The organism is Stenotrophomonas sp. CFBP 13718 (assembly GCF_014842145.1).
In the GTDB taxonomy this organism is placed as follows: Bacteria; Pseudomonadota; Gammaproteobacteria; order Xanthomonadales; family Xanthomonadaceae; genus Stenotrophomonas.
Genome location: NZ_JACYVC010000001.1, coordinates 533,568 through 558,255 on the forward strand (window position 1 = coordinate 533,568; position 24,688 = coordinate 558,255).

The following is a 24,688-nucleotide window of genomic DNA, read 5'->3' on the forward strand; positions in this document are numbered from 1 at the left end:
AGCGCCCATGACCTCTCCCGACGCCCCGTTCCTGCAGACCCTGTGCAGCCTGCGCTGGCTGGCTACCGCCGGCCAGGCGGCGACCATCCTGGTGGCCACCTGGGTGCTGGGCCTGCCGCTGCCGCAGGTGCCCCTGTGGGCCGGCGTGCTGGTGCTGGCCCTGTTCAATACGTACGCGCAGCTGCGCGTGCACGGCACCGATACCGCGCCGGTGACCGCCTTCGGCCATATCCTGGTGGATGTCACCGTACTGACCTGGATGGTCGGCTGGAGCGGCGGCATCAGCAATCCCTTCGGCTCGCTGTTCCTCATCCTGATCGCGCTGGCGGCGCTGGCCCTGCCGGTGCGCTGGACGCTGGCGGTGGCCGCGTCGTGCCTTATCGGCTACTCGCTGAGCGCCGCGTTAGGCCTGCCGCTGCCCGCCGGCGGCTACTTCGCTCCGAAAGACCTGCAGCAGTGGGGCGTGGTGGCCAACTTCCTGATCTCGGTGACGGTGGTGCTGGCGTTCTCCACGCGGCTGGCGGTTGCCCTGCGCCAGCGCGAACACGAGCTGTCACTGCTGCGCGAACGCTTCGCCCGCAACGAGGGCATCGTCGCGCTGGCCACCCATGCCGCATCGGTGGCGCATGAGCTGAACACCCCGCTGGCGACGATGACGCTGCTGGCCGACGATATCGCCGAGCAGAACGAAAGCGCCGAGGTGCGCGACGACGTGGAAACCCTGCGCGAACTGCTGGTGCAGTGTCGCGAGCGGGTACTGGCCCTGGCCGCGCCGGCATCGCCGGATGTGCCCGGGCGAGGACCGGCCACCGCGCTGCAGGTGCTGGAGCAATGGCGGCTGGTACGGCCGACCATCATCCTCAGCCGCAACGCGGATGCCCCGCTTACCCTGCCGCTGGATGCCGGCGTGGGCCACCTGCTGATGGTGCTGCTGAACAACGCCGCCGAGGCCGGTGAAAACGCCGGACGCGCGGAAGTCGAGCTGTCGCTGCGCATCGAGGGCGACGACCTGGTGGGCGAAGTCCGTGACTTCGGCCACGGCTTCGATGCGCGCCAGGCCGTTCTGCCCGCCACTCTGTTCAGCTCGAGCAAGAGCGAGGGCATGGGCGTCGGCCTGGCCCTGTCCCACGCCACCATCGAACGCCTGCATGGCGAAATGTGGATGCGCCCTGCGCATGGCGCAGGCAGCCGCGTCGGCTTCCGTATTCCGCTGGTCCCCCGCGAGGAAACCCCATGAACACTGCCCTGCCCTCTTCCGCCGCAGGCCTGCATGGCGATGGCCTGCTGGTCGACGATGACGAACTGTACCTGCGCACGCTGCAGCGCAGCCTGGCCCGCAAAGGCCTGGAAACGCGCACCGCGCAGGACTCGGCAAGTGCCCTGTTGCTCGCCCGCCAGCAGCCGCCCGCGTTCGCGCTGATCGACCTGAAGCTGGGCAGCGAGTCCGGGCTGGCGCTGATCCAGCCCCTGCGTGCCCTGCGCGAAGACATGCGCATCCTGCTGGTCACCGGGTATGCAAGCATCGCCACGGCCGTCGAGGCCATCAAGCTGGGCGCCGATGACTACCTGCCCAAGCCGGCCACGGTGCCGATGATCCTGCGCGCGCTGGGGGAAGAAGATGACGGCCCGGCCGACGATGGCGAGCTGGACCTGCCTGATGCGATGACGCCGATCAGCCGGCTGCAGTGGGAGCACATCCAGCAGGCGATGCATGAAACCGGCGGCAACGTATCGGCCGCCGCGCGCCTGCTCGGCATGCACCGGCGTTCGTTGCAGCGCAAGCTGGCCAAACGCCCGAGCCCGGAACCCTCACGCTGACGGCGGACTGCCGGCCCGCGCGATGCATCTGGTAGCGCCGAGCCATGCTCGGCGGAATCCCGCCCCCCCGCGATACCCCACGGGTTCATGAACCCGCGTTACAACAACCGCAGGATCTCGCGCGTCATGGGATCGGTGATCTCCACTGCCTCGCCCTGCAGCGCTGGCAGCAACTGGCCTGCCAACTGCTTGCCCAGCTCCACGCCGAACTGGTCGAACGCGTTGATGTTCCAGATCACCGACTGCACATACACCGCGTGTTCGTACATCGCGATCAGTGCGCCCAGCGCCTGCGGCGTCAGCGCATCCAACAGGATCATGGTGCTCGGACGACCGCCCGGGTAATCCCGATGCGGGTCATCGCTGGACTGGCCATTGGCCAGGGCCTCGGTCTGCGCCAGCAGATTGGCGAGCAGCGCCTGATGGTTGACCGTGTACGGATCATCGCTGCGCACGCAGCCGATGAAATCGGCCGGAATCACACTGGTGCCCTGGTGCAGCGCCTGGAAGAAGCTGTGCTGCACATCGGTGCCCGCTCCGCCCCACCATACCGGCACAGTATCGCTGGCCACCGGCTGCCCATCGCGCTGCACGCGCTTGCCCAGGCTTTCCATCACCAGCTGCTGCAGGTAAGCCGGCAGCAATGCCAGGCGCTGGTCGTAGGTCATCACCGCATGCGTGGCATAGCCCAGCAGGTTGCGGTTCCAGATATCGGTCAGCGCGTGCAGAACCGGCAGGTTGCGCTCGAGCGGCGCGTCCAGTGCGTGCGCGTCCATCTGCGAGGCGCCGTCCAGCAACTGCTCGAAACGTTCAAAGCCAATGGCCAGCGCGATGGGGAAACCAACGGCCGACCACAGCGAATACCGGCCACCCACCCAGTCCCACATCGGCAGCAAGCGGCTGGATGCGATGTCGAACGCCTTCGCTGCACGTTCGGGATTGGCGCTGACCGCATACAGACGTTCGCTGCCGCCCAGCCAGTCGTGCAGGATCTGCCCGTTGAGCAGGGTCTCCTGGGTGCCGAAGGTCTTGGAGATCAGGATGCCGGCGGTGCGCGTCGGATCCAGCGTAGCCAGCGTGCGCTGCATGGCCGCGCCATCCACGTTGGACACGAAATGCACGCGCAGCCGGCTGCCATCAACCGGGCGCAGGGCATCGGCCACCAGCCGCGGACCGAGGTCCGAACCGCCGATGCCGACGCTGACGACGTCGGTGACGCCACTGGTTTCCAGCGCGCGCACCAGCTCGCCCATCTGCTGCCGGACCTGGCGTGCCGTAGCGAACGCGTCGGCGGCGACCGGCGCATCCACCACATCGCCACGCAGCGCGGTATGCAGCGCGGCGCGGCCTTCGGTCAGGTTGACCTGCTCGCCACGGAACAGGCGTGTGATCGCACCGCCCACGTCGCGTTCGGCGGCCAGCGCCAGCAACGCCTGCAACGCAGCGGCATCGTACTTCTGCCGCGCGAAGTTGACATACAACGGACCGACCCGCAGCGCCAGATCGGTGACACGGCCGGGTTCGGCGGTGAGCAGATCCGGGATGCGCGCGCCACGCAGGCGCTGGGCATGGGAGTGAAGCGCGTCGAGTCCGTTGTGTGTGGTCATGCGGCCTGGGTCGGGATGCTGTCGTTGGTGTGGGAGATCTGGTTGTTGCCATCCACATATACCAGCTTCGGCCGGAAGCTGTCTGCTTCCTGCTCGGTCATGCTGGCGAACGCGGCGATGATGATGATGTCGCCGACCTGCACGTGGCGCGCCGCGCCGCCGTTGAGCGACACCACTCCGCTACCGGCTTCGGCACGGATGGCGTAGGTGCTGAAACGGGCGCCGTTGGTGACGTCCCAGATATGCACCTGTTCGAACTCGCGGATGCCGGTGGCAGCCAACAGGTTGTCGTCGATCGCGATCGACCCTTCGTAGTTCAGCTCCGAATGGGTGACGGTGGCGCGGTGGATCTTGGTCTTCAGCAGGGACAGATGCATGGCACAGGCAACGCGATAAAGGAAAGACTGGATTCTATCACCTGGGGGATTGGCGACAGGGCAGGACCGGGTGCATCGCTTGACGGTTCAGACTGGACAGCAGAGACGTCCAGGGCAGGCAAGATTTTCGCAAGTTCTCACCGTAAGTGGAGCCTCACCATGAGCGACCTTCCCGGAACCTGTCCTCATGAAGATAACCCCCATGCCCGCGCGCAGTTTCGAGCGCATATTCGGATTGTTTTCGGGGGGCGAGCCGCCGGTGAAATACCGGCCTGCGCCCCACGAAGTGCGCAATCTGGCGCGCTCGATGCCGGATCTCAGCACCGCACTTCCCCCGCAGCAGCAGCCGCCGCCGCAGGTTACGTGGACCATGCCGGAGACGCTGGAAATGACGCTGAAAGAGATGGTGGAGGCACTGAAGCGGCTGCAGGCACAGGGGCAGGCGCCGGTCGACGCACGGGCCCTTCCGATCCAGCAGGTCACCGTTACCGGCCCCGGCATGATGGCCGCGCAGGTGGCTCAGCCGCCGTCGCTGTACCCGGCGCTGCCGCTGTCAGACGACTCTCCCCGCCTGTATCCCGTCATCCTGCTGCAGGGCGAAGACAGCTTGCCGTATCCGCCGCCGTCCAGCAGGCAGCACAGCATCCGGCAAACGCCTGAGCTGGCCCCCAAGCGGCCCAAGAAAGGCGTGTTCGGGCCGCTGAAACGACTGTTCGGAAAGAAAGAAAAATGCGGCTCGGTGCGCTGCGACTCGTTTCGCTACAGCTCTTCGCGAGTCCCTGGTCCCTCCGCGCCCGAAGCGGGACCGGCGACCTTGGCACTGCTGCGCTGACCCACGACGCCGTCGCCTCAGCACCCTTCCGGCGCTGCCGGGGTCCGGACCCCGGCAGCGCCTGGCGCCTCAGAATTCCAGGTTGTCGATCAGGCGCGTGCTGCCCAGCCGGGCAGCGATCAGGGCCACGCGCGGGCCGCCCTCATGCGGCGGTTCAATCAGGTCCGGCGTGCGCAGTGCGGCATAGTCCACCTGGAAGCCTGCCGCCTGCAGCGCGTCTGCTGCATCGGCCTCGATGCGCTCGCGCGCATGCCCGCTGATGTAGCCCTCGCGCATCCCCGTCAGCACCCGGTGGATGGTGGTCGCGGCCGGGCGTTGCGTCGCATCGAGGTACTGGTTGCGCGAACTCATGGCCAGGCCATCGTCTTCGCGCACGATGTCGCCGCCGACGATCTGGATGGGAAATGCCAGGTCGGCCACCATCTGCCGGATCACCGCCAACTGCTGGTAATCCTTTTTGCCGAACGCGGCCACGTCGGGCTGGACCTGGTTGAACAGGCGCGATACGACCGTGCACACGCCATCGAAATGGCCAGGGCGGTGCGCCCCTTCAAGCAGGCCACTGATGCCGGGTACGCTGACATTGGCCGCCAGCTCGACGCCGAACGGGTACATCGATTCGACGGTCGGCAACCACAGCACGTCGCAGCCAGCGTCTTCCAGGCCACTGGTGTCGGCCTCGGGGGTGCGCGGGTAGCGGGTGAAATCCTCGTTCGGGCCGAACTGCGTCGGGTTGACGAACACGCTGGACACCACGCGGTCGGCGTACTGCCGCGCCAGCGCGACCAGCGAATAATGGCCCGCATGCAGGTTGCCCATGGTGGGCACCAGCGCAACGCGCAGCCCCTCGCGCTTCCAGCCGCTGACGATGGCGCGCAGCTGGGCAAGTTCGGTGACGGTCTCGATCATGATGCGTAGGCGTGCTCAGCGTCGGGGAAAGTGCCGTCGCGCACGGCGTCGGCGTAGGCACGGACAGCACCGGCAACCGAACCGCCTTCGGCAAGGAAATCCTTGACGAACTTGGGCCGGCGGTGGCCACTGTCCAGGCCGAGAAGGTCATGCATCACCAGCACCTGGCCATCGCACTGCGGGCCGGCGCCGATGCCGATGGTGGGCACGGACACCGCGGCGGTTACTGCGGCGGCAACGGGGGTGGGCAGGCATTCCAGCACGATCATGCTGGCCCCTGCCTCGACCACGGCCTTGGCATCTTCCACCAGCTGCCGCGCGGCATCACCACGACCCTGCACGCGATAGCCACCCAGCCGCAGTACTGACTGCGGGGTCAGCCCAAGGTGCGAACAGACCGGAATCTCGCGCTCCACCAGATGGCGGATGATGTCCAGCTTGAAGCCGGCGCCTTCGATCTTGACCATTTCCGCGCCGGCCTGCAGCAGCTGCAGCGATGCGTCGAACGCGCGCTCGGGCGTAGCGTCCGCACCAAAGGGCAGATCCGCCACCAGCAGCGCGCGTTCCAGTACGCGGGCCACCACACGGGTGTGGTAGATCATGTCGGCAACGGTCACCGGCAGCGTGGAATCATGGCCCTGCACCACCATGCCCAGTGAATCGCCAATCAGGACGATGTCGACCCCGTTGGCATCGAAGGCGCGGGCGAACCCTGCGTCATAGGCGGTCAACATGACCAGCTTCTGGCCGTTGCGCTTGGCCTCCGCCAGCGCCGGGACGGTCCAGGGCTTGCTGTCTGCGTGCGTGCTCATCAGGAAATAACCGGGGGTGATAACGCGCCCATTATCCCTCTAACCGGGAAATCCCGCAGGGGTCCACCTGCATCACTGCATCCTGCACGCGACCATGACCGGGAAGCACAAGCCCGGGGGCCACTTCCGCCAGTGGCACCAGGACGAACGCACGCTGGTGCAGGAAGGGATGCGGCACCGTCAGCTCGGCCAGATCGATCACTTGGTCGGCATACAGCAGGATATCCAGGTCCAGCATGCGCGGCCCCCAGTGCAGGGACGGATCGCGCACCCGGCCGAACTGCTGCTCCAGCGCCAGCAGGGCGTGCAGCAGGGCCAGCGGCGGCAGCGTGGTCTGCACGCAGGCCACCGCGTTGACGAAGGGCGGTTGATCCTCGTTGCCCCACGCAGGGGTGGCGTACAGCGAGGATGCCCGCAGGAGCGTCGTGTCCGCCAGGCCATCGAGCGCGCGCAATGCACCGCGCACGCTTCCCTCGGCGTCGCCGAGGTTGGCCCCGAGCCCGATCCAGGCCTCGACCATGCGGCTTATTCCGCCGGCGCGGAGGCGGCACCTTCCGGACGACGACGGCGACGACGACGCTTGCGCGGCGCGTCCTCTTCGCTGGCGTCGTCCTGCTCGTGGATATCGTCCAGCGTGGTCTCCAGCTCGCGGCCGGACTGCTGCTGTGCCTCGCGCCAGAACGACACGTCGGCAGCGTGCTCGCTGGACGCCACCTGGCGCAGGATCAGGAAATCGAAGGCGGCGCGGAAGCGCGGGTGGGTCAGGGTGCGGAACACCCGCTTGCGCTGGCGCGATCCGAAGCGTGCCTGCAGCAACCAGATCTCCTGCATCGGCAGGGAGAACCGGCGCGGCAGCGCCACGGTGGTCAGCTGGTGCAGGGTCACCCGATCAGCCGCGCGGCGCTGCGCCTCTTCTTCAGCCACGCCCTGCTTGAGCAGGCTGGCCTGGGCACGGCAGAACGCCGGCCACAGCAGCAGCGCGAACAGGAACGACGGCGACACCGGCTCATCATTGGCCACGCGCAGGTCGGTGTTGGCCAGACCTTCGATCAACATGCGGCGCAGCGCGCCACTGCGGTTGGAGCGCAGGGCCTTGCCGCTTTCCGGGAACAGCACGTCGAACAAGCCGTAGCGCTCGAGTCCCTCGAAGCTGGCCACGCCGTGGCCGGACAGGAACAGCTTCAGCACTTCCTCGAACAGGCGTGCCGGCGCGGCTTCGTTCAGCAGGTTCGCCAGCTGCGGAATGGGCGCGGCGGTCTTTTCTTCGATCTGGAAACCGAGCTTGGCCGCCAGGCGGATCGCGCGCAGCATGCGCACCGGATCTTCGCGATAGCGCTGCTCCGGGTCGCCGATCAGCTTCATCAGGCGCGCCTGCACGTCTTCAAAGCCACCGGTGTAGTCGCGCACCGAGAAATCCTCGACCGCGTAATACAACGCATTGCAGGTGAAATCGCGGCGGATCGCATCCTCTTCGATGGAGCCGTACACGTTGTCGCGCACCAGCATGCCGTTGTCCATCTCGCGGTCACCGCTGCCATCATCGAGATTGGCGCGGAAGGTGGCCACTTCGATGATCTCGCGGCCGAACACTACATGGGCCAGGCGGAAACGGCGGCCGATCAGGCGGCAGTTGCGGAACTGCTGCTTGACCTGCTCGGGCGTGGCGTCGGTGGCCACGTCGAAATCTTTGGGATGGCCATTGACCAGCAGGTCACGCACGGCACCGCCTACCAGGTAGGCGCCGAAGCCGGCATCACGCAGGCGGTACAGCACGCGCAGTGCGTTCGGGCTGATGTCCTTGCGGGAGATGGTGTGCTGGTCGCGCGGGATAACGCGCAGGCTTATCGGAGTTGTCACGGAGGAAATGATGTTGGCGCTTCCGGTTGAAGTTTCGGGATTGCCCAATGGCATCGAGATGCATATACTAGCGCGCCTGCCCCGGCAGTGACACTTCAAACGCTCCCTTCGTCTAATGGTTAGGACGTGGCCCTCTCAAGGCTAAAACAGGGGTTCGAGTCCCCTAGGGAGCACCAGTCACTGCAGCAGGAAGCAAAAAGCCCGCCAAAAGCGGGCTTTTCTGCGTCCAGCCCCTGCTATTGCACCTGGTAGAGCCGGCGGTAGAGCCGGCTTCAGCCGGCTGCTGTTCCACCCGGTAGAGCCGGCTTCAGCCGGCTGCACCACGCACTACATCCCGCCGCCGCAGGAAACGGTCGACCCTCGGCCGACCGCACCTCAGCCCTCCATCTGCTCCAGCTCCTTGCCCTTCGTTTCGCGCACGTAGCGCAGCACGAAGAAGATGGAGAGGAACGCGGCCACTGTGTAGATGCCGTACGCGCCGGCCAGCCCGATCCCGGTCAGCAGCACCGGAAAGCTCACGGTGATCGCGAAGTTCGATGTCCACTGTGCCGCGCCCGCCACGGCCAGCGCCGAGCCCCGGATCTGGTTGGGGAACATCTCCCCCAGCATCACCCACATCACCGGGCCCCAGGACATGTTGAAGAACACCACGTAGACATTGGCGGCCACCAGCGCCAGACGGCCCATGCCATCGGACAACTGCAGTTTGCCGTCGACCAGGCTGCCGCTGGAGAACGCCACCACCATGAGCGCCAGGGACACGGCCATGCCCACCGAGCCGATCCACAGCAATGGCTTGCGGCCGATGCGGTCGATCAGCAGCACGGTGACCAGGCACGCCCCGATGCTCAGGGCACCGGACAGCACGTTGATCAGCAATGCATCGCTTTCCGAGAAGCCGACCGCCTGCCACAGCACCGCGCCGTAATAGAACACCACGTTGATACCGACCAACTGCTGCAACACGGCCAGGCCGATACCCACCCATACGATACGGCGCAGCTTGCCGGTGCCCTGATCCTTCAGATCCGCAAAGGACGGTGTGTGCTGGTCCTGCGACAGGCTGGCTTCGATCTCGCCCAGCTTGGCCTGCGCCTCGGCTGCTCCGTACAGCCGCGTCAACACGGCAGCCGCCTGCTCGCGCCGTCCCTTCACCACCAGGAAGCGCGGACTTTCGGGAATCACCAGCAGCAGCGCGAGGAACAGCAACGACGGGATGGCCTGCATCCAGAACATCCACCGCCACGCCTCCTGCCCCAGCCACAAGGCTTCGGTGGAGGCACCCGCCGCGCGGGCCAGCAGATAGTTGCTGAGGAACGCAGCGAACAGCCCGCTGATGATCGCGATCTGCTGCACCGTTGCCAGCTTGCCGCGATAGCGCGCCGAGGCGACCTCGGCGATGTAGGCCGGGGCCATCACGCTGGCGGCACCGACGGCAAAGCCCCCCACCACGCGCGCCGTGACGAACAGCCACGACGCATGCGCGGCGCCAGCTCCCAGCGCGGACAGCAGGAACAGCACCGCGGAGATGATCAACACCCCGCGCCGGCCCAGCCGGTCCCCCAGCCGCCCGGCCAGGAATGCACCGATGGCGCAGCCCAGCAGCATCGAGGCCACCTCGAAGCCCAGCGCCGCTTCGCTGGAATTGAACGCGGTGCGTAGGCCATCGACGGTGCCGTTGATGACGCCACTGTCGAAGCCGAACAGGAAGCCGCCAATGGTGGCCACGCAGCTGATCAGCACGATGAAAGCCGTGTTCTCTCCGCGCGTGCCGACGGATGCAGGTATCGCTGTGGACATGGGTTTATCCGGTTGCGGTGGACGCCCGCTGCTCAGCGCAGCAGGTACTGGTTGAGCAGATTCTCATACGCTTCCTGCCGTCCGCTACGCTGGCGCGGCTCGCCGGCCTGCTGTGCATGGGCACACAGGTCCTGCAGGGTCAGCTGCCCCTGGGCAAACGCGGCACCGGGGCCCTGGTCGAAGCTGGCATAGCGCTCGCTGCGCCACTGCTCCAGCGGCGATGCCGTGAGCAGTGCATGGGCGACCTCCAGGCCGCGGGCAAACGCGTCCATGCCGCCGATGTGGGCCATGAACAGGTCCTGCGGATCTGTTGATTCGCGACGTACCTTTGCATCGAAGTTCAGGCCGCCATCGGCAAATCCGCCCTGCCGCAGTACCACCAGCATCGCCCCCACCGCGTCATACATGTCGGTGGGGAACTGATCGGTGTCCCAGCCGTTCTGCGGGTTGCCGCGGTTGGCGTCGATGCTGCCCAGCAGTCCCGCGTCAGAGGCCACCTGCAGATCGTGCGCGAAGGTGTGCCCGGACAAGGTGGCATGGTTGGCTTCGATGTTGAGCTTGAAGTCCTTGTCCAGGCCATGCGCGCGCAGGAAGCCGACCACGGTGGCGCTGTCGAAATCGTACTGGTGGTGCATCGGCTCCATCGGCTTGGGTTCGATCAGGAAGGTGCCCGTGAAGCCGATACTGCGCCCGTAATCGCGGGCCGCTGTCAAAAACCGCGCAAGATGCGCCTGTTCGCGCTTCATGTCGGTGTTGAGCAGGCACGAATAGCCCTCGCGGCCGCCCCAGAACACGTAATTGCTGCCACCCAGCGCGACCGTGGCATCCAGCGCCGCACGTACCTGCACCGCGCCGCGCGCCACCACACTGAAGTCCGGGTTGGTCGCCGCACCGTTCATGTAGCGCGGATGCGAGAACAGGTTGGCCGTGCCCCACAGCAGCTTGATGCCGGTCTTGTCCTGCCGCTCGCGTGCCACCTCGACCATGTGCGCCAGATTGTCCCGGTACTCGCCGATGTCATCGGCATCCGGCGCAAGATCGACGTCGTGGAAGCAGTAGTACGGCACGCCCAGCTTGGTGAAAAACTCGAAGGCCGCGTCGGCCTTGGATTCGGCACGCGCCAGCGGCGTGGCCCCCTGGTCCCACGGATACGCCCGCGTACCCGGGCCGAAGGGATCGTGCCCTGCCCCGCAGAAGCTGTGCCAATACGCAACGGCGAAGCGCAGGTGTTCGGCCATGCTGCGGCCACCGATCTGCTTGCCTGCGTCATACACCTTGAAGGCCAGCGGATTGTCGGAATCACGTCCCTCGAAGGGAATCCGGCCGATACCCGGGAAGAACTCGCGTTGGCCAACGTGGAACGAAGCACTCATGGTCGACATCCTTTGGGGGAATCAGGGCAGGCGCTGCCGGTACAGCGGCAACAGTTCCTGCAGATGGTGGGCAAAACGTTGGTACGCACGCGCATACAGCGCACCGCGTGCGGGGTCCGGCCGGGCGGACAGCCGGGGATCGAAGACCACGTGCGCGTCGACGATGTCCTGCAGTGCGTGGCCTTCATGCCCTGCACCGTCGCAGGCCCACAGCGCCTGCAGCGCCGCACCGAAGGCCGCGCCCTCGGTCTGCAGCGGCACCTCCACCGGCAACTGGAAAAGATCGGCGATCAACTGACGCCACTCGGCACTGTTGGCGCCGCCGCCGGTGAGCACGATCCGCTCGCCCTGCAGCCCGGCCTCGCACAGCGCGTCGTAGCCCAGGCGCAGGCTGAAGCTGGCGCCCTCCATCGCAGCGCGGTAGAGATTCGCCGCGGTCAGGTTGTGCAGGTCCATGCCATGCAGGGCGCCCTTGGCCAGCGGCAGGTCCGGGCTGCGCTCACCGTTGAAGAACGGCAGCAGCACCAGGCCACCGGCACCGGGCTGGCTGGCCGCCATCAACTGCTCGCCGTCGCCACGGTGCAGCCCCAGCAACTGCGCGACCTGGTTGGTGGCCACGGTGCAGTTCATGGTGCAGATCAGCGGCAACCAGCCGCCATCGGACGCGCAGAAGGCGGCCCAGCGTCCCTGCGGGTCGATCGCCGGGCTGCCGCGCCAGGCAAACAGCGTGCCGGATGTCCCCAGGCTCATGCTCAGGCGGCCTTCGCGCACCGCGCCGGTACCGATCGCCGCCATCATGTTGTCGCCACCACCGACCGCCACGCGCACATCGGCGGGCAGGCCCAGCGCTTGTGCGGTGGCCGACTGCAAGGCAAACGTGGCATCAGGCGCGACCAGCGGCGGCAACAGCGCGCGCAGGTCCCGCGTGCCATCCGTGGCCGCCAGCAACGGGGCAGACCAGGTGCGCGAGCGCACGTCCAGCCAGCCGGTACCCGAGGCATCGCCGCACTCCATGAACCGCTCGCCGGTGAGCCACAGGTTGAGGTAGTCGTGTGGCAGCAGGATGCCATCCAGCGCGGCATAGACCTCCGGACGATGCTGCCGGGTCCAGGGAAGCTTCGAGGCCGTATAGCCCACGCGCAGCGGATTGCCGGCGGCCGCAATACACGCCGCTTCACCGCCCATCGCCCCCGTGATGCCGTCACATTCGGCGGTGGTGCTGGTGTCGCACCAGAGCTTCACCGGACCGAGCACGCTGTCATCGGCAGCCACGGGCACGAAGCCATGCTGCTGGCCCGATACGGCCAAGCCGCGTACCCGCGACCGGATGTCCGCGGGCAGCGCCAACACGCAGGCCTGCAGGCAACGGATCCACTCACCTGCGTCCTGCTCGCGGGTGCCGTCGTCGGCACTGACCAGTCCCAGTTCACGTGCCTGCTGGGCCACCACCTGCCGAAGGGCAGAGTCGTAAGCCAGCACCTTCAGGCTCTGCGTCCCCGCATCGATACCCAGAAAGATGGGTCCTGCTGTCTCGCCGCCTTGCTCCCGCACCCCCACCTCCGAAAATGTCCACCGCTAGACATCGAGTGTTGCCCGCTGTTTTCGGATTGGCAATGTGCACTGCGGCAAAAGCACGGGCCGCGCCGGGCCGCGCAGTGCCCTGCCCTGCTCTTCTTTTTTCTTTCTTTTTTCGTCGCGGCCACCCACCGCGCCCGCACTCTGCCAGAGGGTCGGGCGGAGGGGGTTGGCAGGACGCTGAGCCGCATGGATGCGGCGATGCAGCCTACAGGGACGTACTTGCGGCGTGTCCTGCCAAGCCCCTCCGCCCGACCACCACGACGCGCCGCTGTGCCGTGGCCGCGAAGGGGTTTATCCGTTCGACCAGCACCCACGCCCAACCTGTTCTAGAATTGCGGGCTTGAAGACGGATCTGCCTCTCCCCCTATGCCTTTTGTCGTCACCGAAAACTGCATCAAGTGCAAACACACCGATTGCGTGGAAGTGTGTCCCGTGGATTGCTTCCACGAAGGCCCCAACTTCCTGGTGATCGATCCGGACGAGTGCATCGACTGCACCCTGTGTGAGCCGGAATGCCCGGTCAACGCGATTTTCCCCGAAGACGACGTGCCCGCCGGCCAGGAAGTGTTCGTCAGCCTGAATGCCGAACTGGCAAAGGACTGGCCGGTCTTGACCGTGCGCAAGGATCCGCCGGCCGATGCAGAAGAGTGGGACGGCAAGCCGGACAAGCTGAAGCTGCTGGAGCGCTGAGACAAGCGCGATGCGAAAAAAAAGGGCGCCGAGGGCGCCCTTTTTCGTAATACCCGGCGGGTGGAGCCGACAGGCGGGGTCTATGGATGGGCCTATGGGTGGGGCCTACCGATGGGGCCTACGTGTGGGGCCTACGTGTGGGGCCGACCGGTGGGGCCTACGGACGGGGCCGACTGGTAGAGCCGACTTCAGTCGGCTGAAGGGAAGTGCAGCCGACTGAAGTCGGCTCTACCACCCCACCCCAGCCCAACCAAACCCAAACCGACCCAACGCACCCAGCCACCTCCAGGCCGCCATCAGCCCATCCACGCCCGGCGTGCCCGGCGTGGACAGGGTCGGTCGACGTGGCTTACGGGGCCAGCTTCGCCTTGAGTGCAGCGATCAGCTTCACCGGTGCGTCGCCGGTGGCCGGCAGGCCACGCGGGTCAACAGCGGAAATGTACGAACCGCCGTTCACGGCCACCACGCGCACCAGGAAGTTGCTGCCTTCGAAGGCGACGTCGTAGGAACCCAACAGCTGGGCACGGGTGACGATCTGCGCGCCCTCGGTACCCTCCAGCGCGGTGCCGACGGCGCCAAACGCGGCATCCTTGGCGGTGCTGACGTTGAAGCCGGACGCGCTGTTGGCCGGGGCGGCAGGCGCCTGACCGGCAACGGCGGGCGCCGCCGGACGGTTGGCCTGCGAGGCCAGCGCGGAACTGGTGCCAGCGGATGCACCTGCGGCGGTCGCACCGGCCGGTGCCGTCAGATCCGGCGGCACTTCCAGCGGACGCATTTCCGGGGCCAGGGCGTAATCGCCCTTCGCGCCCTTCTTGAAGCAACCGGTGGTCGCCACGACGGTGCCGAGGGCAAGGAACGCGATGGACAGCACGCGGAAGGTGGTAGTGGATTGACGCATGGGAATCTCCTGGGACGCCACGTGGGGATCAGTGGCTGGAAAGGGCTTCAAGCGCGGCGATATCACCGGCCAGTTGCTCGGCAGCGGGCTGGTGCGCTGCCGACAGGGGCAGCAGCGGCAGGCGCAGGTCGTGTCCGATGCCGATCCGGCGCAGCAGCGCCTTCACCGGGATCGGGTTGGATTCAACACCGCAGAAATCATGGAACGGCTGCAGTCGCGCGTCCCAGCTGTCGGCGGCGGGGTCATGCGCGGCGGCAAGGTCACACAGGCGGCGATAGGCGCCCGGCAAGGCGTTGGACCCCACCGAGATCAACCCCTCCATGCCGGCCTGGATGGAACGCGACGCGGTCCCGTCATCGCCACTGAGCACCACGAAGCCCGGCGCACGCAGCGCCAGCAGGGCCTGCACGCGGCCGGCCTCGCCCACCGCTTCCTTGATGCCGACGATGTTCGGGTGCTGGGCCAGCTCGGCCACCGTGACCGGCAGCATGTCGCAGCCGGTGCGGCCCGGCACGTTGTACAGGACGACCGGCAGCCCGCCCTGGTCCGCCACCGCGCGGTAATGCGCGATCAGGCCGGCCTGGGTGGGGCGCACGTAGGGGGGGGTGACGACCAGCGCGTGGGTAGCGCCGGCCGCCGCCGCGCGCCGGGTCTGGACGATCGTCCTGGCAGTGCCCGACAGGCCGGTACCGGCCAATACCGGCAGCCGACCGGCGACCTGCGCGACCGCGCTGGCCAGTAGCTGGTCGTACTCGTCGTCGGACAGGGTGGAGGCTTCGCCGGTGGAACCTGCCACGACAACGCCGTGCACGCCTCCTTTCAGCTGAAGGCGCAGCAGACGCTGCCAACCATCGATATCGAGGGAACCGTCGGCCCGGAACGGGGTCGCCAGCGCGGTGATGAGACCGGAAAGGGACAAGGCGTGCTGCTCTTGGCTGTAGGGGAGACGCGGCGGGGCCGGAAAGCTCCGATGCGCCCTGCATGTTACTTGCGGCGCGAAAGCGCGGGCAAGTATGCTGGTCACCGGTGAATCCCCGCCCGTTGCGGGCATTCAGACTCACGCACGCATTACCCCGGAATCGCCTTGACCGACACCACCCCGCGCCCTTCGCCGAGCGAAAACCACCTCCTGATCAACGCCTATACGACGCATCCGGAGTCCCCCCTGCTGCCTGTCACCCGCCGCATCGCAGATAGCGGCTGCAACCTGGTCGACGCCCGCCTGTCCACCGTGGGCCGCGATGTATCGGTCACCGCGCTGGCCACCGGCTCGTGGGATTCGGTCGCCAAGCTGGAAGCCATGCTGACGCGGCTGGAGCGCGAAGAAGGCTTGAAGCTGGTCTGGTACCGCACCGAAGCGAAAGGCGCACAGTCCAACCTGTTGCCCTACATCGTGGAAGTGATCGCCGCCGACAAGCCCGGCATCCTGTTCCAGCTGGCCGATTTCTTCGACCGCCAGGGCATCACCATCGAAAACCTGCAGAGCACCCGTTACCGGGCCATGCAGACCGGCGCGGAAATGTTCAGCGCGCAGGTCACCGTCGGCGTGCCCGCTGCCATGCACATCGCCGCGCTGCGCGATGACTTCCTGGAGTTCTGCGACCATCTGAACCTGGATGCGATCATGGACCCGATGAAGTTCTGACGGTTTTTCGCGCGTTCGTCACGGGCGCGCGATGTTTCATGAAGCTGTAGCAGCGTGCAGGTGTAGTGGCATGCAGTGGATTGGCCAGAACCCGGTTCGGCACAAGGAACATATGGACAACGGCGACACCCTGGACCGCACCACCCTCTCCCTGCCGCTGGCGCTGTCCGGCGGCGATCACGCCACCCTCGCCGATTTTTCCGGCTCGTGGCTGGTGCTTTACTTCTACCCGAAGGACAGCACGCCCGGCTGCACCACCGAAGGGATCGATTTCAACGCGCGGCTGCCGCAGTTCGAACAGCTCGGCGCCCGCGTGCTCGGCGTGTCCCGGGATTCCGTGAAGTCACACGACACGTTCTGCGCAAAGCAGGGGTTTCATTTCCCACTGATCAGCGACACGGATGAGGCGCTGTGCGCTGCGTTCGATGTGATCAAGCTGAAGAACATGTACGGCAAGCAGGTGCGCGGCATCGAACGCAGCACGTTCCTGATCTCGCCGGAAGGCCGCATCGTGCAGTCGTGGCGCAAGCTGAAGGTAGCCGGCCATGCCGATGCCGTTCTCGACGCGCTGAAGGCCGCCCAAGCACAGTGACTCCCATCGCCTACTTCGTCCGTCACCACCCTGCCCTGCAGGCTGTGGTGATTTTTCCCTGCCCGTCCACCAGGAACCGATGATGACCCGAGGCAAGCGCATCTACGTGCTGGATACCAACGTGCTGATGCACGATCCCACCGCGCTGTTCAAATTCGAGGAGCACGATGTCTACCTGCCGATGCAGGTGATCGAAGAACTGGACAATGGCAAGAAGGGCACCTCTGAAGCGAGCCGCAACGCACGCCAGGTAAGCCGGTTCCTCAATGAACTGGTGCAGGCGTCGGGGCTGGACAACCTCGCCGAAGGCATTCCCCTGCAGTTGCCCAACGGCCTGCAGCTGCGTGGCAAGCACAGTGCGGGCAAACTGCGCTTCCAGACCAGTCATTTCGATGCCGGCAAGAGCTTTGGCAAGGTCATTCCGGACAACGCCATCCTGGGCGCGATCCTGGCCTTGAACGAGGAGACGCCGGAAGTTCCGGTGGTGTTCGTGTCCAAGGACATCAACCTGCGGATCAAGGCAGCGATCGCAGGCATCGTGTCCGAAGACTACGAAAACGACCGCGCGCTGGATGATTTCAGCCTGCTTTACACCGGCGCCACCGAGCTGCCGGAGGACTTCTGGAAGCTGCACGGCAGCGACCTGCGCAGCTGGAGCGACAAGGGCCGCACGCATTACGAAGTGGAAGCACATGAGACCGAAGACTGGTACCCGAACCAGTACGTCCATCTGCCCGGTGATGACGAAGTCGAGCTGCGTGTCAGCAAGGTCGCCGGGGACAGGATCACGCTGTCGCTGGTCGATGATTTCCGCCACGGCAGCCATGCCGTGTGGGGCATCAGCGCGCGCAACCGCGAGCAGAACTTCGCCCTCAATGCACTGATGGACCCGGACATCGACTTCGTCACCCTGCTGGGTACTGCCGGCACCGGCAAGACCCTGCTGGCGCTGGCTGCGGGCCTGGCGCAGACGCTGGACCAGCAGCGTTACCGCGAAATCATCATGACCCGTGCGACGGTCAGCGTGGGCGAAGACATCGGCTTCCTGCCCGGTACCGAAGAAGAAAAAATGACGCCGTGGATGGGCGCGCTGACCGACAACCTGGAAGTGCTGACCCAGCCTTCCGAGGGCGGTTCGTGGGGGCGGGCGGCGACCAACGACCTGCTGGCCAGCCGGATCAAGATCCGCTCGATGAACTTCATGCGCGGCCGTACGTTCCTGTCGCGTTACCTGATCCTGGACGAGGCGCAGAACCTCACGCCGAAGCAGATGAAGACCCTGATCACCCGCGCCGGCCCCGGCACCAAGATCGTCTGCCTGGGCAACGTGGAGCAGATCGACACGCCGTACCTGACCGAGACCACCTCGGGCCTGACCTACGCGGTGGACCGTTTCAAGAACTGGCCGCACAGCGCGCACATCACCCTGCGCCGGGGCGAACGTTCGCGCTTGGCCGACTACGCTTCGGAGGTGCTGTGAGCAACATGATGTGGAAAACGCTGCCGCTGGTGGCGGTTGCCGTGCTGGCGGGCTGCAGCACGGTGAAAGGGCCGCCCAGCGTGCCGACGGCGATCAAGACAGGGCAATCGTGGGTGGTGACCCGGCCGGTCATTGCCGCGCAGGTGCTCGACACGTGCTCGCGTCCCAGCCCGGGGCGCGACGAGGGCCGGGTCACCGGTTACTGGGCCCCCAGTCGCCAGCAGGTGGAGCAGCTCGAAGCGCAACTTGCGCAACTGGGGCCCCGTGTCGCGGCGCCGCAGGATTTCGATCGCCAGTACGTCGGCATCGAGGCCGGCGGCAACGAGCTGATCTACGTCAACGCCTTCCACCTGCCGGACAACAGCACGATCAATCCGGCGCGCGAAGCGATCCGCGCCTGCGATGGCGGAGCGATGTTCTGGGGCGCGGTGTTCGATCCGAAGACGGCCACGTTCTCTGAGTTCCATCCCAATGGCGGCGGCAAACCGGGCATCTGACGGCCGGTGCTCGTCACGGCCTACAATGCCTGCATGAGCCCGAACACCCCCGCCTCCGTCCTCACCATCGCCGGATCTGATTCCGGCGGTGGTGCCGGTATCCAGGCCGACCTGAAAGCCTTTGCCGCACACCGCGTGCATGGGCTTTCCGCGATCGCCGCGCTGACTGCGCAGAACACGCGCGGCGTCATCGCGGTGCACGTGCCGCCGATCTCGTTCCTGCAAGCGCAGATCGACGCCTGTTTCGACGACTTCGACGTGCATGCCGTCAAGCTGGGCATGCTGGCGACCGCCGAGGTCATCCACTGCGTGGCCGATGCGCTGGAGAAACATCGCCCGCCGCACATCGTGCTGGATCCGGTGATGGTCGCCACCAGTGGTGCGCGGCTGCTGGAAGACAGTGCGCTGGAGGCCCTGCGCACGCGCCTGCTGCCACTGGCCACGCTGATCACCCCGAACACGCCGGAAGCCGAGCTGCTGATCGGACGCCGCATCCTCAACGCCGACGACGCCGAGCATGCGGCGGCCATCCTGCTGGACCGTGGTGCGGGCGCCGTGCTGCTGAAAGGCGGCCATCTGCATGAAGGCAGCCGGGTCATCGACCGGTACTTCGATGGCGTCAGCAGCGAGGAATTCAGCCACGCACGCCTGGTGGTGGATGCACATGGCACCGGATGCACCCTGGCCTCTGCCATCGCCGCGCAACTCTGCAACGGCCTCAGCCTGCCCAACGCCTGCGAGGCCGCGATCGATTATGTAGCGCGTGGCCTGCAGCTGGGCTACCTGCCGGGTCGCAGCGAGGTGCTGGTGCTGGACCATTTCGGTGCAGCAACCCACGCATGACCGTCGACAGCCGCACCAGCCCGCTGCAGACCGCGGACGGCCACCGCTTCGACCTGCTGCACTGCCTACCCACTCATCCCCGTGCGCGGCTGCTGTGGTTGCCTGCGCTGGGCGTGGCCGCGCGCCATTACCTGCCCTTGGCGCAGGCGCTGGCTGCAGACGGGATCGCGGTGTACCTGCACGAGTGGCGCGGCAATGGAAGCAGCGCATTGCGTCCTTCGCGGTCGCAGGATTGGGGCTACCGGCAGATTCTCGAGTACGACCTGCCGGCCAGCCAGCAGGTGCTCGCCGCGCACGACGCGCAGGACGGCGCGCTGCCCTGGATCATCGGCGGGCACAGCCTGGGTGGGCAGCTGGCCTGCCTGCATGCCGGGCGCGTCCCTTCCGCTTTTCCACGTCTTTGGCTGGTGGCCAGTGGCACGCCCTGGTGGCGCAGCTTTCCCGCTCCACGCCGCTGGTCGTTGCCGCTGGCCTATCGCTTCCTGGCATGGCTGGCCCAGCGCACGGGTGTGCTGCCTGGCCGACGGCTGGGGTTTGGCGGTACCGAAGCGCGCGGCCTGATCGCCGACTGGTCGCGGGTTGGACTAAGCAGCCGGTACGCAGCGGCCGGCCTGGATGAGGACCTGGACGGCCAGCTGCAGCGGGTACAGGGGCACGCGCAGGCGGTCCTGATGGCCGATGACTGGCTGGCGCCGGCCGGATCGATGCAGGCCCTGCTGCAGAAACTGCCACAGGTGCAGGCCACGACCTGCACATTGGATGCGGCAAGGCTGGGCGTACGTGCCGACCACTTCCACTGGATGAAGGCGCCACAGGCCGTCGCAGGGGCGCTGACGCGTTCACTTGAATGAAACCCTTCACAAAAACGTTGACGGATGCGGCGGTAATCCGCATAATTCCGCTCCTGTTGAAGCGCGCCCGTAGCTCAGTTGGATAGAGTACCTGGCTACGAACCAGGCGGTCGGGAGTTCGAATCTCTCCGGGCGCACCATCAACAGGAACACCAGCCCCGCCGCTGGTGTTGAGTGGTAAAAAAATCGCTGTCACATGCGCCCGTAGCTCAGTTGGATAGAGTACCTGGCTACGAACCAGGCGGTCGGGAGTTCGAATCTCTCCGGGCGCACCAGTGACGCGATCATCAACGCCGCCGTTGATGCAGCCGTAAAAGCAGTACACCGTGCGCCCGTAGCTCAGTTGGATAGAGTACCTGGCTACGAACCAGGCGGTCGGGAGTTCGAATCTCTCCGGGCGCACCATTATTCGAAGAAAACAGCAGGCCTCGGCCTGCTGTTTTTTTTTGCGTGTGCGGATTCCGGCCGTCACCGACTCTGGGTCGGCGCTACCCTCATCCCAACAGTATGCTTACCGCATCGCGCTCCACCATGCATCCAGCACACCCGGCGCGCGCAGGCGCTCACGCCACCAGCGTAGTGCGGCGCCCTCTTCTCCGGTACGCCACGCCAGCCAGAACGTTTCGTCCGGCTTGTGCTCCTCGACATCGCGGATCACCAGCTCGCCCCGCGCCACGGCCGCACGCGCGCAGGGCTCAGGCAGGAATCCAAAGCCCACCCCTTCGCGCTGCAGCCGCAACTTGCTGGCCATGTCGGGCACGCTCAGTGTTTCCTGTCCCATCAGAAGGCCAACGGTGCGCGGCAGCAGGCGCCGTGCCGAGTCTGATACGGCGATCGCACAGTGCTCCACCAGCTGTTCGCGCCGCAGCACGCCCGGCACGCCCACCAACGGATGCCCCGGTGCCACGGCGAACACGAACGCCACGCTCCCCATCGGCTCCACCACGTAGCCCCCGCCGCTGGGGCCCTCGCCCGCCGCACCGACCAGCAGGTCCGCGCGACGATCCAACAGGGCCTCCCACGTGCCCGACAGCGCCTCGCCGATCAGCCGCAGGCGGGTCTGCGCCGCGACCTCACGGAACGCCGCGATATCCGTCCCCAGCAACCAAGTGGGAAACATCGAGTCCATCGCCAGCGTGAGTTCGGCCTCCCAGCCAGAGGCCACGCGTCGGACACGCAGCTCCAGTTCGCGCGCCGCGCGCAGCAGGTGCCGGCCCTCGTCGAGCAACGCGCGCCCCGCCTCGGTCATCTCTGCCCGGGGCCCCATGCGGTCAAACAACTGCACCCCCAGATCCTCTTCCAGCTTGGCCACGGTGTAGGAGATGGTCGAGGGGACCTTGTGCAGGGCTTTGCCTGCGGCGGCGAAGGAGCCACGTCGGTCGATGGCGTCCAGGATCTGCAGCGCGTCGAGACTGAGCTTGAGCATTCGAATTTTTCGATGATGGCTTGCAAAACTATCCGTTTTTCAAAGCCGCAGGGCAAGCGGATACTTCTTCGCAACGGGAAACGCAGCCTGCACAGGCAGCCAACCCCGCATCGAAACCATCGAACAAGGAGATTCACCATGATCCAGATCCGCAAGAGCGCAACCCGTGGCAAGGCCGACCATGGCTGGCTGAACTCCATGCACACCTTCTCGTTCGCCAACTACCATGACCCCCGCTACATCCAGTTCGGCCCGCTGCGGGTGATCAACGAAGATAAGGTGATCGGCAGCCAGGGCTTCGGCACCCACAGCCACAGCAACATGGAAATCGTCTCCTACGTGCTGGGCGGAGCGCTGGAGCACAAGGATTCGATGGGCACCGGGTCGGTCCTTCGCTACGGTGACGTGCAGCGCATGAGCGCGGGCAGCGGCGTCAGCCACAGCGAGTTCAACCATTCCGCCGACGAACCGGTGCACTTCCTGCAGATCTGGCTGTTCCCGGACCAGGAGAACATCGAACCGTCCTACCAGGAAACCCACTTCACCCCGGATGACAAGCGCGGCCAGCTCCGCCTGATCGCTTCGCCCGACGGTGCCGATGGCTCCCTGTTGATCCACCAGGACGCGCGCATCTTCGCCAGCATCCTCGATGGCGCACAGCGCCTGCACCACACCCTCGCACCGGGGCGCGGTGCCTATGTGCAGGTGGCCCGCGGGCAGCTGCAGGTCAACGGCATTACCCTGGAGGCAGGCGATGCGCTGCAGATGCGCGACGAAGTGCAGGTGACACTGGAAAACGGCAATGATGCCGAGGTGCTGGTGTTCGACGTGCCGCTGTAAGGTCCGACGTCAGGGTGGCGGGCAATGCCCTGCCACCCGCCTGCACGTCGTCGACACCCTTATCGAACCTGCCGACAGTCACCGAGGACGACGCCACCGGTGTTGATGTCGTGCACGGTACCGACCAGGCGCACCTTGTCGCGGCCTTTGAGGGTTCCCGCGAGCAGGCGCTGGTCAGGCGCCAACTGGCACTGCACCCCGAAGTTTCCGCCGTTGAAATCCGCAGAGCCGCGCAGTCCCAGCAGCCCCTTCGGCTGGGTCACCAGATAATTCAGCTCGACCCGCTGGGTGAGGCGGTTGGGTTCAATGGTATAGACGGTGCCGTCGACAATGTAGCGGCGGCCCATGTACTTGGCCGCGAAGGGCAGCATCAGTTCACTTGCATCGCCGGCATTCTTGCCACTGAGCAACCCCCGGATCGGCGCCGTGCTGATCGAACGTCCCAAGCGACCGGCCTCTTTGCCGAGCTCGCCTGAAAGTGCCTGCGCGTCGACAGACACCGGCTCGTCGAAACGGCTGGCGCGACGTGCGGCCTCGGCGATCGCCTCCCCCTCCTTGCCCGGCTCGATCTTGTCCAGCAACTGCGCGCACAGACCGGTTTTTGCGTCTTCATCGCGCACCAGCTGACCGCGCGCGAGTTTGACCGTCACGAACACTTCGCCGCTGGGCTGGACCTGGACCGCGGTGATGACCGGAATGGTGACGCCTTTGCGCTGGGTCAACAGAATCGTGCCGTCCTCGGGCGTGATGACATCGCCACTAGCGTCAAAGCCGACACTGAGCGCCATGCTGCGCACCTGGCCAAGCGCACTGGCCATGCTGATGCCAGGAATGGTCCGACTGGCCGCGTAGCGCATGCCGTTGCGCGGGTCACCCACCGCCTGGAAACTCTCCGCGCAGGTCGCGCCCATGGCAGAGCCTGCGTACAGGCCTGTCACACCGAAGACCGCCATCGCGGTCGCCCTGTAAATCCACATCGTCCGTGCTCCTTGTGTCGGGTGAGGCAGCGCATGCCGCCCCCCTGCGGCAAAGAAGCGTAGCGCACCGTCCCGCCAGCGGCGTCGACGCGTCCCACACACGGCTTTGTCCGTGCCGGGTCTATCTGCCTTCCATGCCCGCACCGCGTTCATGCGACGGACTCGTCCGCTTAACGACCCGGGCTGCACGATCCGTGTCACAACACGGAGGGTGCCATGAACAAACAATCGCCGACCAATCCGGGCAACGAAGAAGACGATCAGAACCAGGCGGACACGCCGGACAAGCTGCGCAACGACGGCGCACGCTGGAAAGAACGCGACATGCCCGAGCAGGAAGGCCACGCCACCCCGGATGACTACGAAAAGCCTGCGCCAGCCTGAGCCGGCATCGCAAGGTAGAGCCGACTTCAGTCGGCTGCGTTGCTTCCCGCCGAGCACGGCTCGGCGCTACCGTGGCCTTGGTAGCGCCGACCCATGGTCGGCGAGCGCAGCGGGCCGCACCGCACCACGCCGACCATCAGCCAGCATGACGCGTGTCCGTCACGGGGCGGTGTAGGTCGCCGTCAACGTCACCGCGCGATACCCGCCGGTGCCGCCCACCAACCGGATGAAGTACGAGTCCGCCACCGGCAACGCGGCCTGCATGTTCTGCGTCGTGCCGGCGCGCACCGCACTGACATCCGCGCCAGTGCCATCGCCTTCCGGTGCGCGGGTGGTGCGTGGGCCGCGGACGTGCACATCCAAGAGCGCCGCTCCGGCTGGTCAAATCTTAAACAGCCTTCCAGTGGAACAACACCCTGAAGACATGCGTCGCCCCTACATGTCGGCCATGCTGAAACGCATGGGCTTCGGCCGTCCAACGATTAATGGATTTCGGTCAACTTTCAAGGATTCGCGGCGAGAACAACTGATTTCCCTGATGATTTGTCGGAAGCGGCGCTGGCCCATAGGGTCCGCGACAAACCCAAGGCCGCCTACAAGCG

Annotated in this window: 26 protein-coding genes and 4 tRNA genes; 16 read left to right on the top strand and 14 right to left on the bottom strand. The window is 66.2% G+C overall.

The annotated features are described in order from the left end of the window. Positions 1-7 precede the first annotated feature (7 nt). Both IFT58_RS02330 and IFT58_RS02335 read left to right on the top strand, forming a co-directional pair. Positions 8-1,237, top strand: coding sequence for an ATP-binding protein (locus IFT58_RS02330; protein ID WP_192093796.1), 1,230 nt, complete (start codon positions 8-10; stop codon positions 1,235-1,237). Further along, complete coding sequence (locus IFT58_RS02335) at positions 1,234-1,818, top strand: response regulator transcription factor (RefSeq protein ID WP_192080584.1); 585 nt, start codon at positions 1,234-1,236, stop codon at positions 1,816-1,818. The genes IFT58_RS02330 and IFT58_RS02335 overlap by 4 nt, the downstream gene beginning before the upstream one ends. A 98-nt stretch (positions 1,819-1,916) precedes the next feature. Here the strand turns inward: IFT58_RS02335 and pgi are convergent, their stop codons facing one another. After that, a complete protein-coding gene (pgi, locus tag IFT58_RS02340; protein WP_192093797.1) occupies positions 1,917-3,425 on the bottom strand; it encodes a glucose-6-phosphate isomerase in 1,509 nt (502 codons plus the stop codon). Next, positions 3,422-3,802: an aspartate 1-decarboxylase gene (gene panD, locus IFT58_RS02345; RefSeq protein WP_182337771.1), complete on the bottom strand. Its 381-nt coding sequence runs from the start codon at positions 3,800-3,802 to the stop codon at positions 3,422-3,424. The genes pgi and panD overlap by 4 nt, the downstream gene beginning before the upstream one ends. Before the next feature lie 202 nt (positions 3,803-4,004). Here panD and IFT58_RS02350 point away from each other — a divergent pair, with 202 nt between their 5' ends. Next, a complete protein-coding gene (locus tag IFT58_RS02350) occupies positions 4,005-4,634 on the top strand; it encodes a hypothetical protein (protein WP_192093798.1) in 630 nt (209 codons plus the stop codon). Positions 4,635-4,703: 69 nt separating this feature from the next. Here the strand turns inward: IFT58_RS02350 and panC are convergent, their stop codons facing one another. From panC to pcnB, 4 genes are read right to left on the bottom strand one after another with little or no spacing between them, the layout of a single operon-like run. Continuing rightward, a complete protein-coding gene (gene panC, locus IFT58_RS02355; RefSeq protein WP_192080578.1) occupies positions 4,704-5,543 on the bottom strand; it encodes a pantoate--beta-alanine ligase in 840 nt (279 codons plus the stop codon). Beyond that, positions 5,540-6,355, bottom strand: a complete 816-nt coding sequence (panB, locus tag IFT58_RS02360; protein ID WP_192093799.1) for a 3-methyl-2-oxobutanoate hydroxymethyltransferase — start codon at positions 6,353-6,355, stop codon at positions 5,540-5,542. Before panB ends, panC begins: the two co-directional genes overlap by 4 nt. A 31-nt stretch (positions 6,356-6,386) precedes the next feature. Then, the gene (folK, locus tag IFT58_RS02365; protein ID WP_192093800.1) at positions 6,387-6,875 is read right to left on the bottom strand and encodes a 2-amino-4-hydroxy-6-hydroxymethyldihydropteridine diphosphokinase; all 489 of its coding nucleotides are present in this window, start codon (positions 6,873-6,875) and stop codon (positions 6,387-6,389) included. Between the two features lie 5 nt (positions 6,876-6,880). Next, the gene (pcnB, locus tag IFT58_RS02370) at positions 6,881-8,260 is read right to left on the bottom strand and encodes a polynucleotide adenylyltransferase PcnB (RefSeq protein ID WP_192093913.1); all 1,380 of its coding nucleotides are present in this window, start codon (positions 8,258-8,260) and stop codon (positions 6,881-6,883) included. 53 nt (positions 8,261-8,313) lie between these two features. Between pcnB and IFT58_RS02375 the strand changes: the two genes are divergently transcribed. Further along, positions 8,314-8,388: transfer RNA gene (locus IFT58_RS02375), tRNA-Glu, on the top strand. 199 nt (positions 8,389-8,587) lie between these two features. Here the strand turns inward: IFT58_RS02375 and IFT58_RS02380 are convergent. From IFT58_RS02380 to xylB, 3 genes are read right to left on the bottom strand one after another with little or no spacing between them, the layout of a single operon-like run. Further along, a complete protein-coding gene (locus tag IFT58_RS02380; protein ID WP_192080570.1) occupies positions 8,588-10,012 on the bottom strand; it encodes a sugar porter family MFS transporter in 1,425 nt (474 codons plus the stop codon). A 32-nt stretch (positions 10,013-10,044) separates the two neighbouring features. After that, positions 10,045-11,385, bottom strand: a complete 1,341-nt coding sequence (xylA, locus tag IFT58_RS02385; RefSeq protein ID WP_192080568.1) for a xylose isomerase — start codon at positions 11,383-11,385, stop codon at positions 10,045-10,047. Between the two features lie 21 nt (positions 11,386-11,406). Next, entirely contained in the window at positions 11,407-12,936 is a 1,530-nt protein-coding gene (xylB, locus tag IFT58_RS02390; protein ID WP_342029524.1) for a xylulokinase, read from the bottom strand. A gap of 393 nt (positions 12,937-13,329) precedes the next feature. Here xylB and fdxA point away from each other — a divergent pair, with 393 nt between their 5' ends. Then, positions 13,330-13,653 carry a ferredoxin FdxA gene (gene fdxA / locus IFT58_RS02395; RefSeq protein ID WP_188324386.1) on the top strand — a complete coding sequence of 108 codons (324 nt, stop codon included), beginning with the start codon at positions 13,330-13,332 and terminating at the stop codon, positions 13,651-13,653. Positions 13,654-14,002: 349 nt separating this feature from the next. On the opposite strand, the gene IFT58_RS02400 is transcribed toward fdxA, so the two are convergent. Then, positions 14,003-14,551, bottom strand: coding sequence for a hypothetical protein (locus tag IFT58_RS02400; RefSeq protein ID WP_192080564.1), 549 nt, complete (start codon positions 14,549-14,551; stop codon positions 14,003-14,005). Between the two features lie 28 nt (positions 14,552-14,579). After that, the gene (gene dapA / locus IFT58_RS02405; RefSeq protein ID WP_192093801.1) at positions 14,580-15,470 is read right to left on the bottom strand and encodes a 4-hydroxy-tetrahydrodipicolinate synthase; all 891 of its coding nucleotides are present in this window, start codon (positions 15,468-15,470) and stop codon (positions 14,580-14,582) included. 165 nt (positions 15,471-15,635) lie between these two features. On the opposite strand from dapA, the gene IFT58_RS02410 reads away from it, so the two are divergent. From IFT58_RS02410 to IFT58_RS02450, 9 genes are all read left to right on the top strand, one after another. Then, positions 15,636-16,196 carry a glycine cleavage system protein R gene (locus tag IFT58_RS02410; RefSeq protein WP_223202868.1) on the top strand — a complete coding sequence of 187 codons (561 nt, stop codon included), beginning with the start codon at positions 15,636-15,638 and terminating at the stop codon, positions 16,194-16,196. Between the two features lie 112 nt (positions 16,197-16,308). Then, entirely contained in the window at positions 16,309-16,788 is a 480-nt protein-coding gene (locus IFT58_RS02415; protein WP_192093915.1) for a peroxiredoxin, read from the top strand. Positions 16,789-16,870: 82 nt separating this feature from the next. After that, positions 16,871-18,268, top strand: a complete 1,398-nt coding sequence (locus IFT58_RS02420; protein WP_188324390.1) for a PhoH family protein — start codon at positions 16,871-16,873, stop codon at positions 18,266-18,268. Between the two features lie 5 nt (positions 18,269-18,273). Beyond that, positions 18,274-18,765, top strand: a complete 492-nt coding sequence (locus tag IFT58_RS02425) for a hypothetical protein (RefSeq protein WP_192093802.1) — start codon at positions 18,274-18,276, stop codon at positions 18,763-18,765. 33 nt (positions 18,766-18,798) lie between these two features. Further along, positions 18,799-19,608 carry a bifunctional hydroxymethylpyrimidine kinase/phosphomethylpyrimidine kinase gene (thiD, locus tag IFT58_RS02430; protein ID WP_192093803.1) on the top strand — a complete coding sequence of 270 codons (810 nt, stop codon included), beginning with the start codon at positions 18,799-18,801 and terminating at the stop codon, positions 19,606-19,608. Then, positions 19,605-20,459 carry an alpha/beta fold hydrolase gene (locus IFT58_RS02435; RefSeq protein ID WP_192080557.1) on the top strand — a complete coding sequence of 285 codons (855 nt, stop codon included), beginning with the start codon at positions 19,605-19,607 and terminating at the stop codon, positions 20,457-20,459. The genes thiD and IFT58_RS02435 overlap by 4 nt, the downstream gene beginning before the upstream one ends. A gap of 63 nt (positions 20,460-20,522) precedes the next feature. Continuing rightward, a tRNA-Arg gene (locus tag IFT58_RS02440) sits at positions 20,523-20,599 on the top strand. A gap of 58 nt (positions 20,600-20,657) precedes the next feature. Continuing rightward, a tRNA-Arg gene (locus tag IFT58_RS02445) sits at positions 20,658-20,734 on the top strand. A gap of 53 nt (positions 20,735-20,787) precedes the next feature. After that, a tRNA-Arg gene (locus IFT58_RS02450) sits at positions 20,788-20,864 on the top strand. 106 nt (positions 20,865-20,970) lie between these two features. Here the strand turns inward: IFT58_RS02450 and IFT58_RS02455 are convergent. Then, positions 20,971-21,885, bottom strand: a complete 915-nt coding sequence (locus tag IFT58_RS02455; protein ID WP_192093804.1) for a LysR family transcriptional regulator — start codon at positions 21,883-21,885, stop codon at positions 20,971-20,973. A 138-nt stretch (positions 21,886-22,023) separates the two neighbouring features. Here IFT58_RS02455 and IFT58_RS02460 point away from each other — a divergent pair, with 138 nt between their 5' ends. Beyond that, positions 22,024-22,725 (top strand): pirin family protein, encoded by a 702-nt coding sequence (locus IFT58_RS02460; protein WP_192093805.1) that lies wholly within the window; start codon positions 22,024-22,026, stop codon positions 22,723-22,725. A gap of 59 nt (positions 22,726-22,784) precedes the next feature. Here IFT58_RS02460 and IFT58_RS02465 read toward each other — a convergent pair whose 3' ends face one another. Then, positions 22,785-23,855 carry a hypothetical protein gene (locus IFT58_RS02465; protein ID WP_192093806.1) on the bottom strand — a complete coding sequence of 357 codons (1,071 nt, stop codon included), beginning with the start codon at positions 23,853-23,855 and terminating at the stop codon, positions 22,785-22,787. A 63-nt stretch (positions 23,856-23,918) separates the two neighbouring features. On the opposite strand from IFT58_RS02465, the gene IFT58_RS02470 reads away from it, so the two are divergent. Beyond that, complete coding sequence (locus IFT58_RS02470) at positions 23,919-24,086, top strand: hypothetical protein (RefSeq protein ID WP_192093807.1); 168 nt, start codon at positions 23,919-23,921, stop codon at positions 24,084-24,086. A 159-nt stretch (positions 24,087-24,245) separates the two neighbouring features. Here the strand turns inward: IFT58_RS02470 and IFT58_RS02475 are convergent, their stop codons facing one another. Further along, a complete protein-coding gene (locus IFT58_RS02475; RefSeq protein ID WP_192093808.1) occupies positions 24,246-24,449 on the bottom strand; it encodes a hypothetical protein in 204 nt (67 codons plus the stop codon). Positions 24,450-24,688 lie beyond the last annotated feature (239 nt).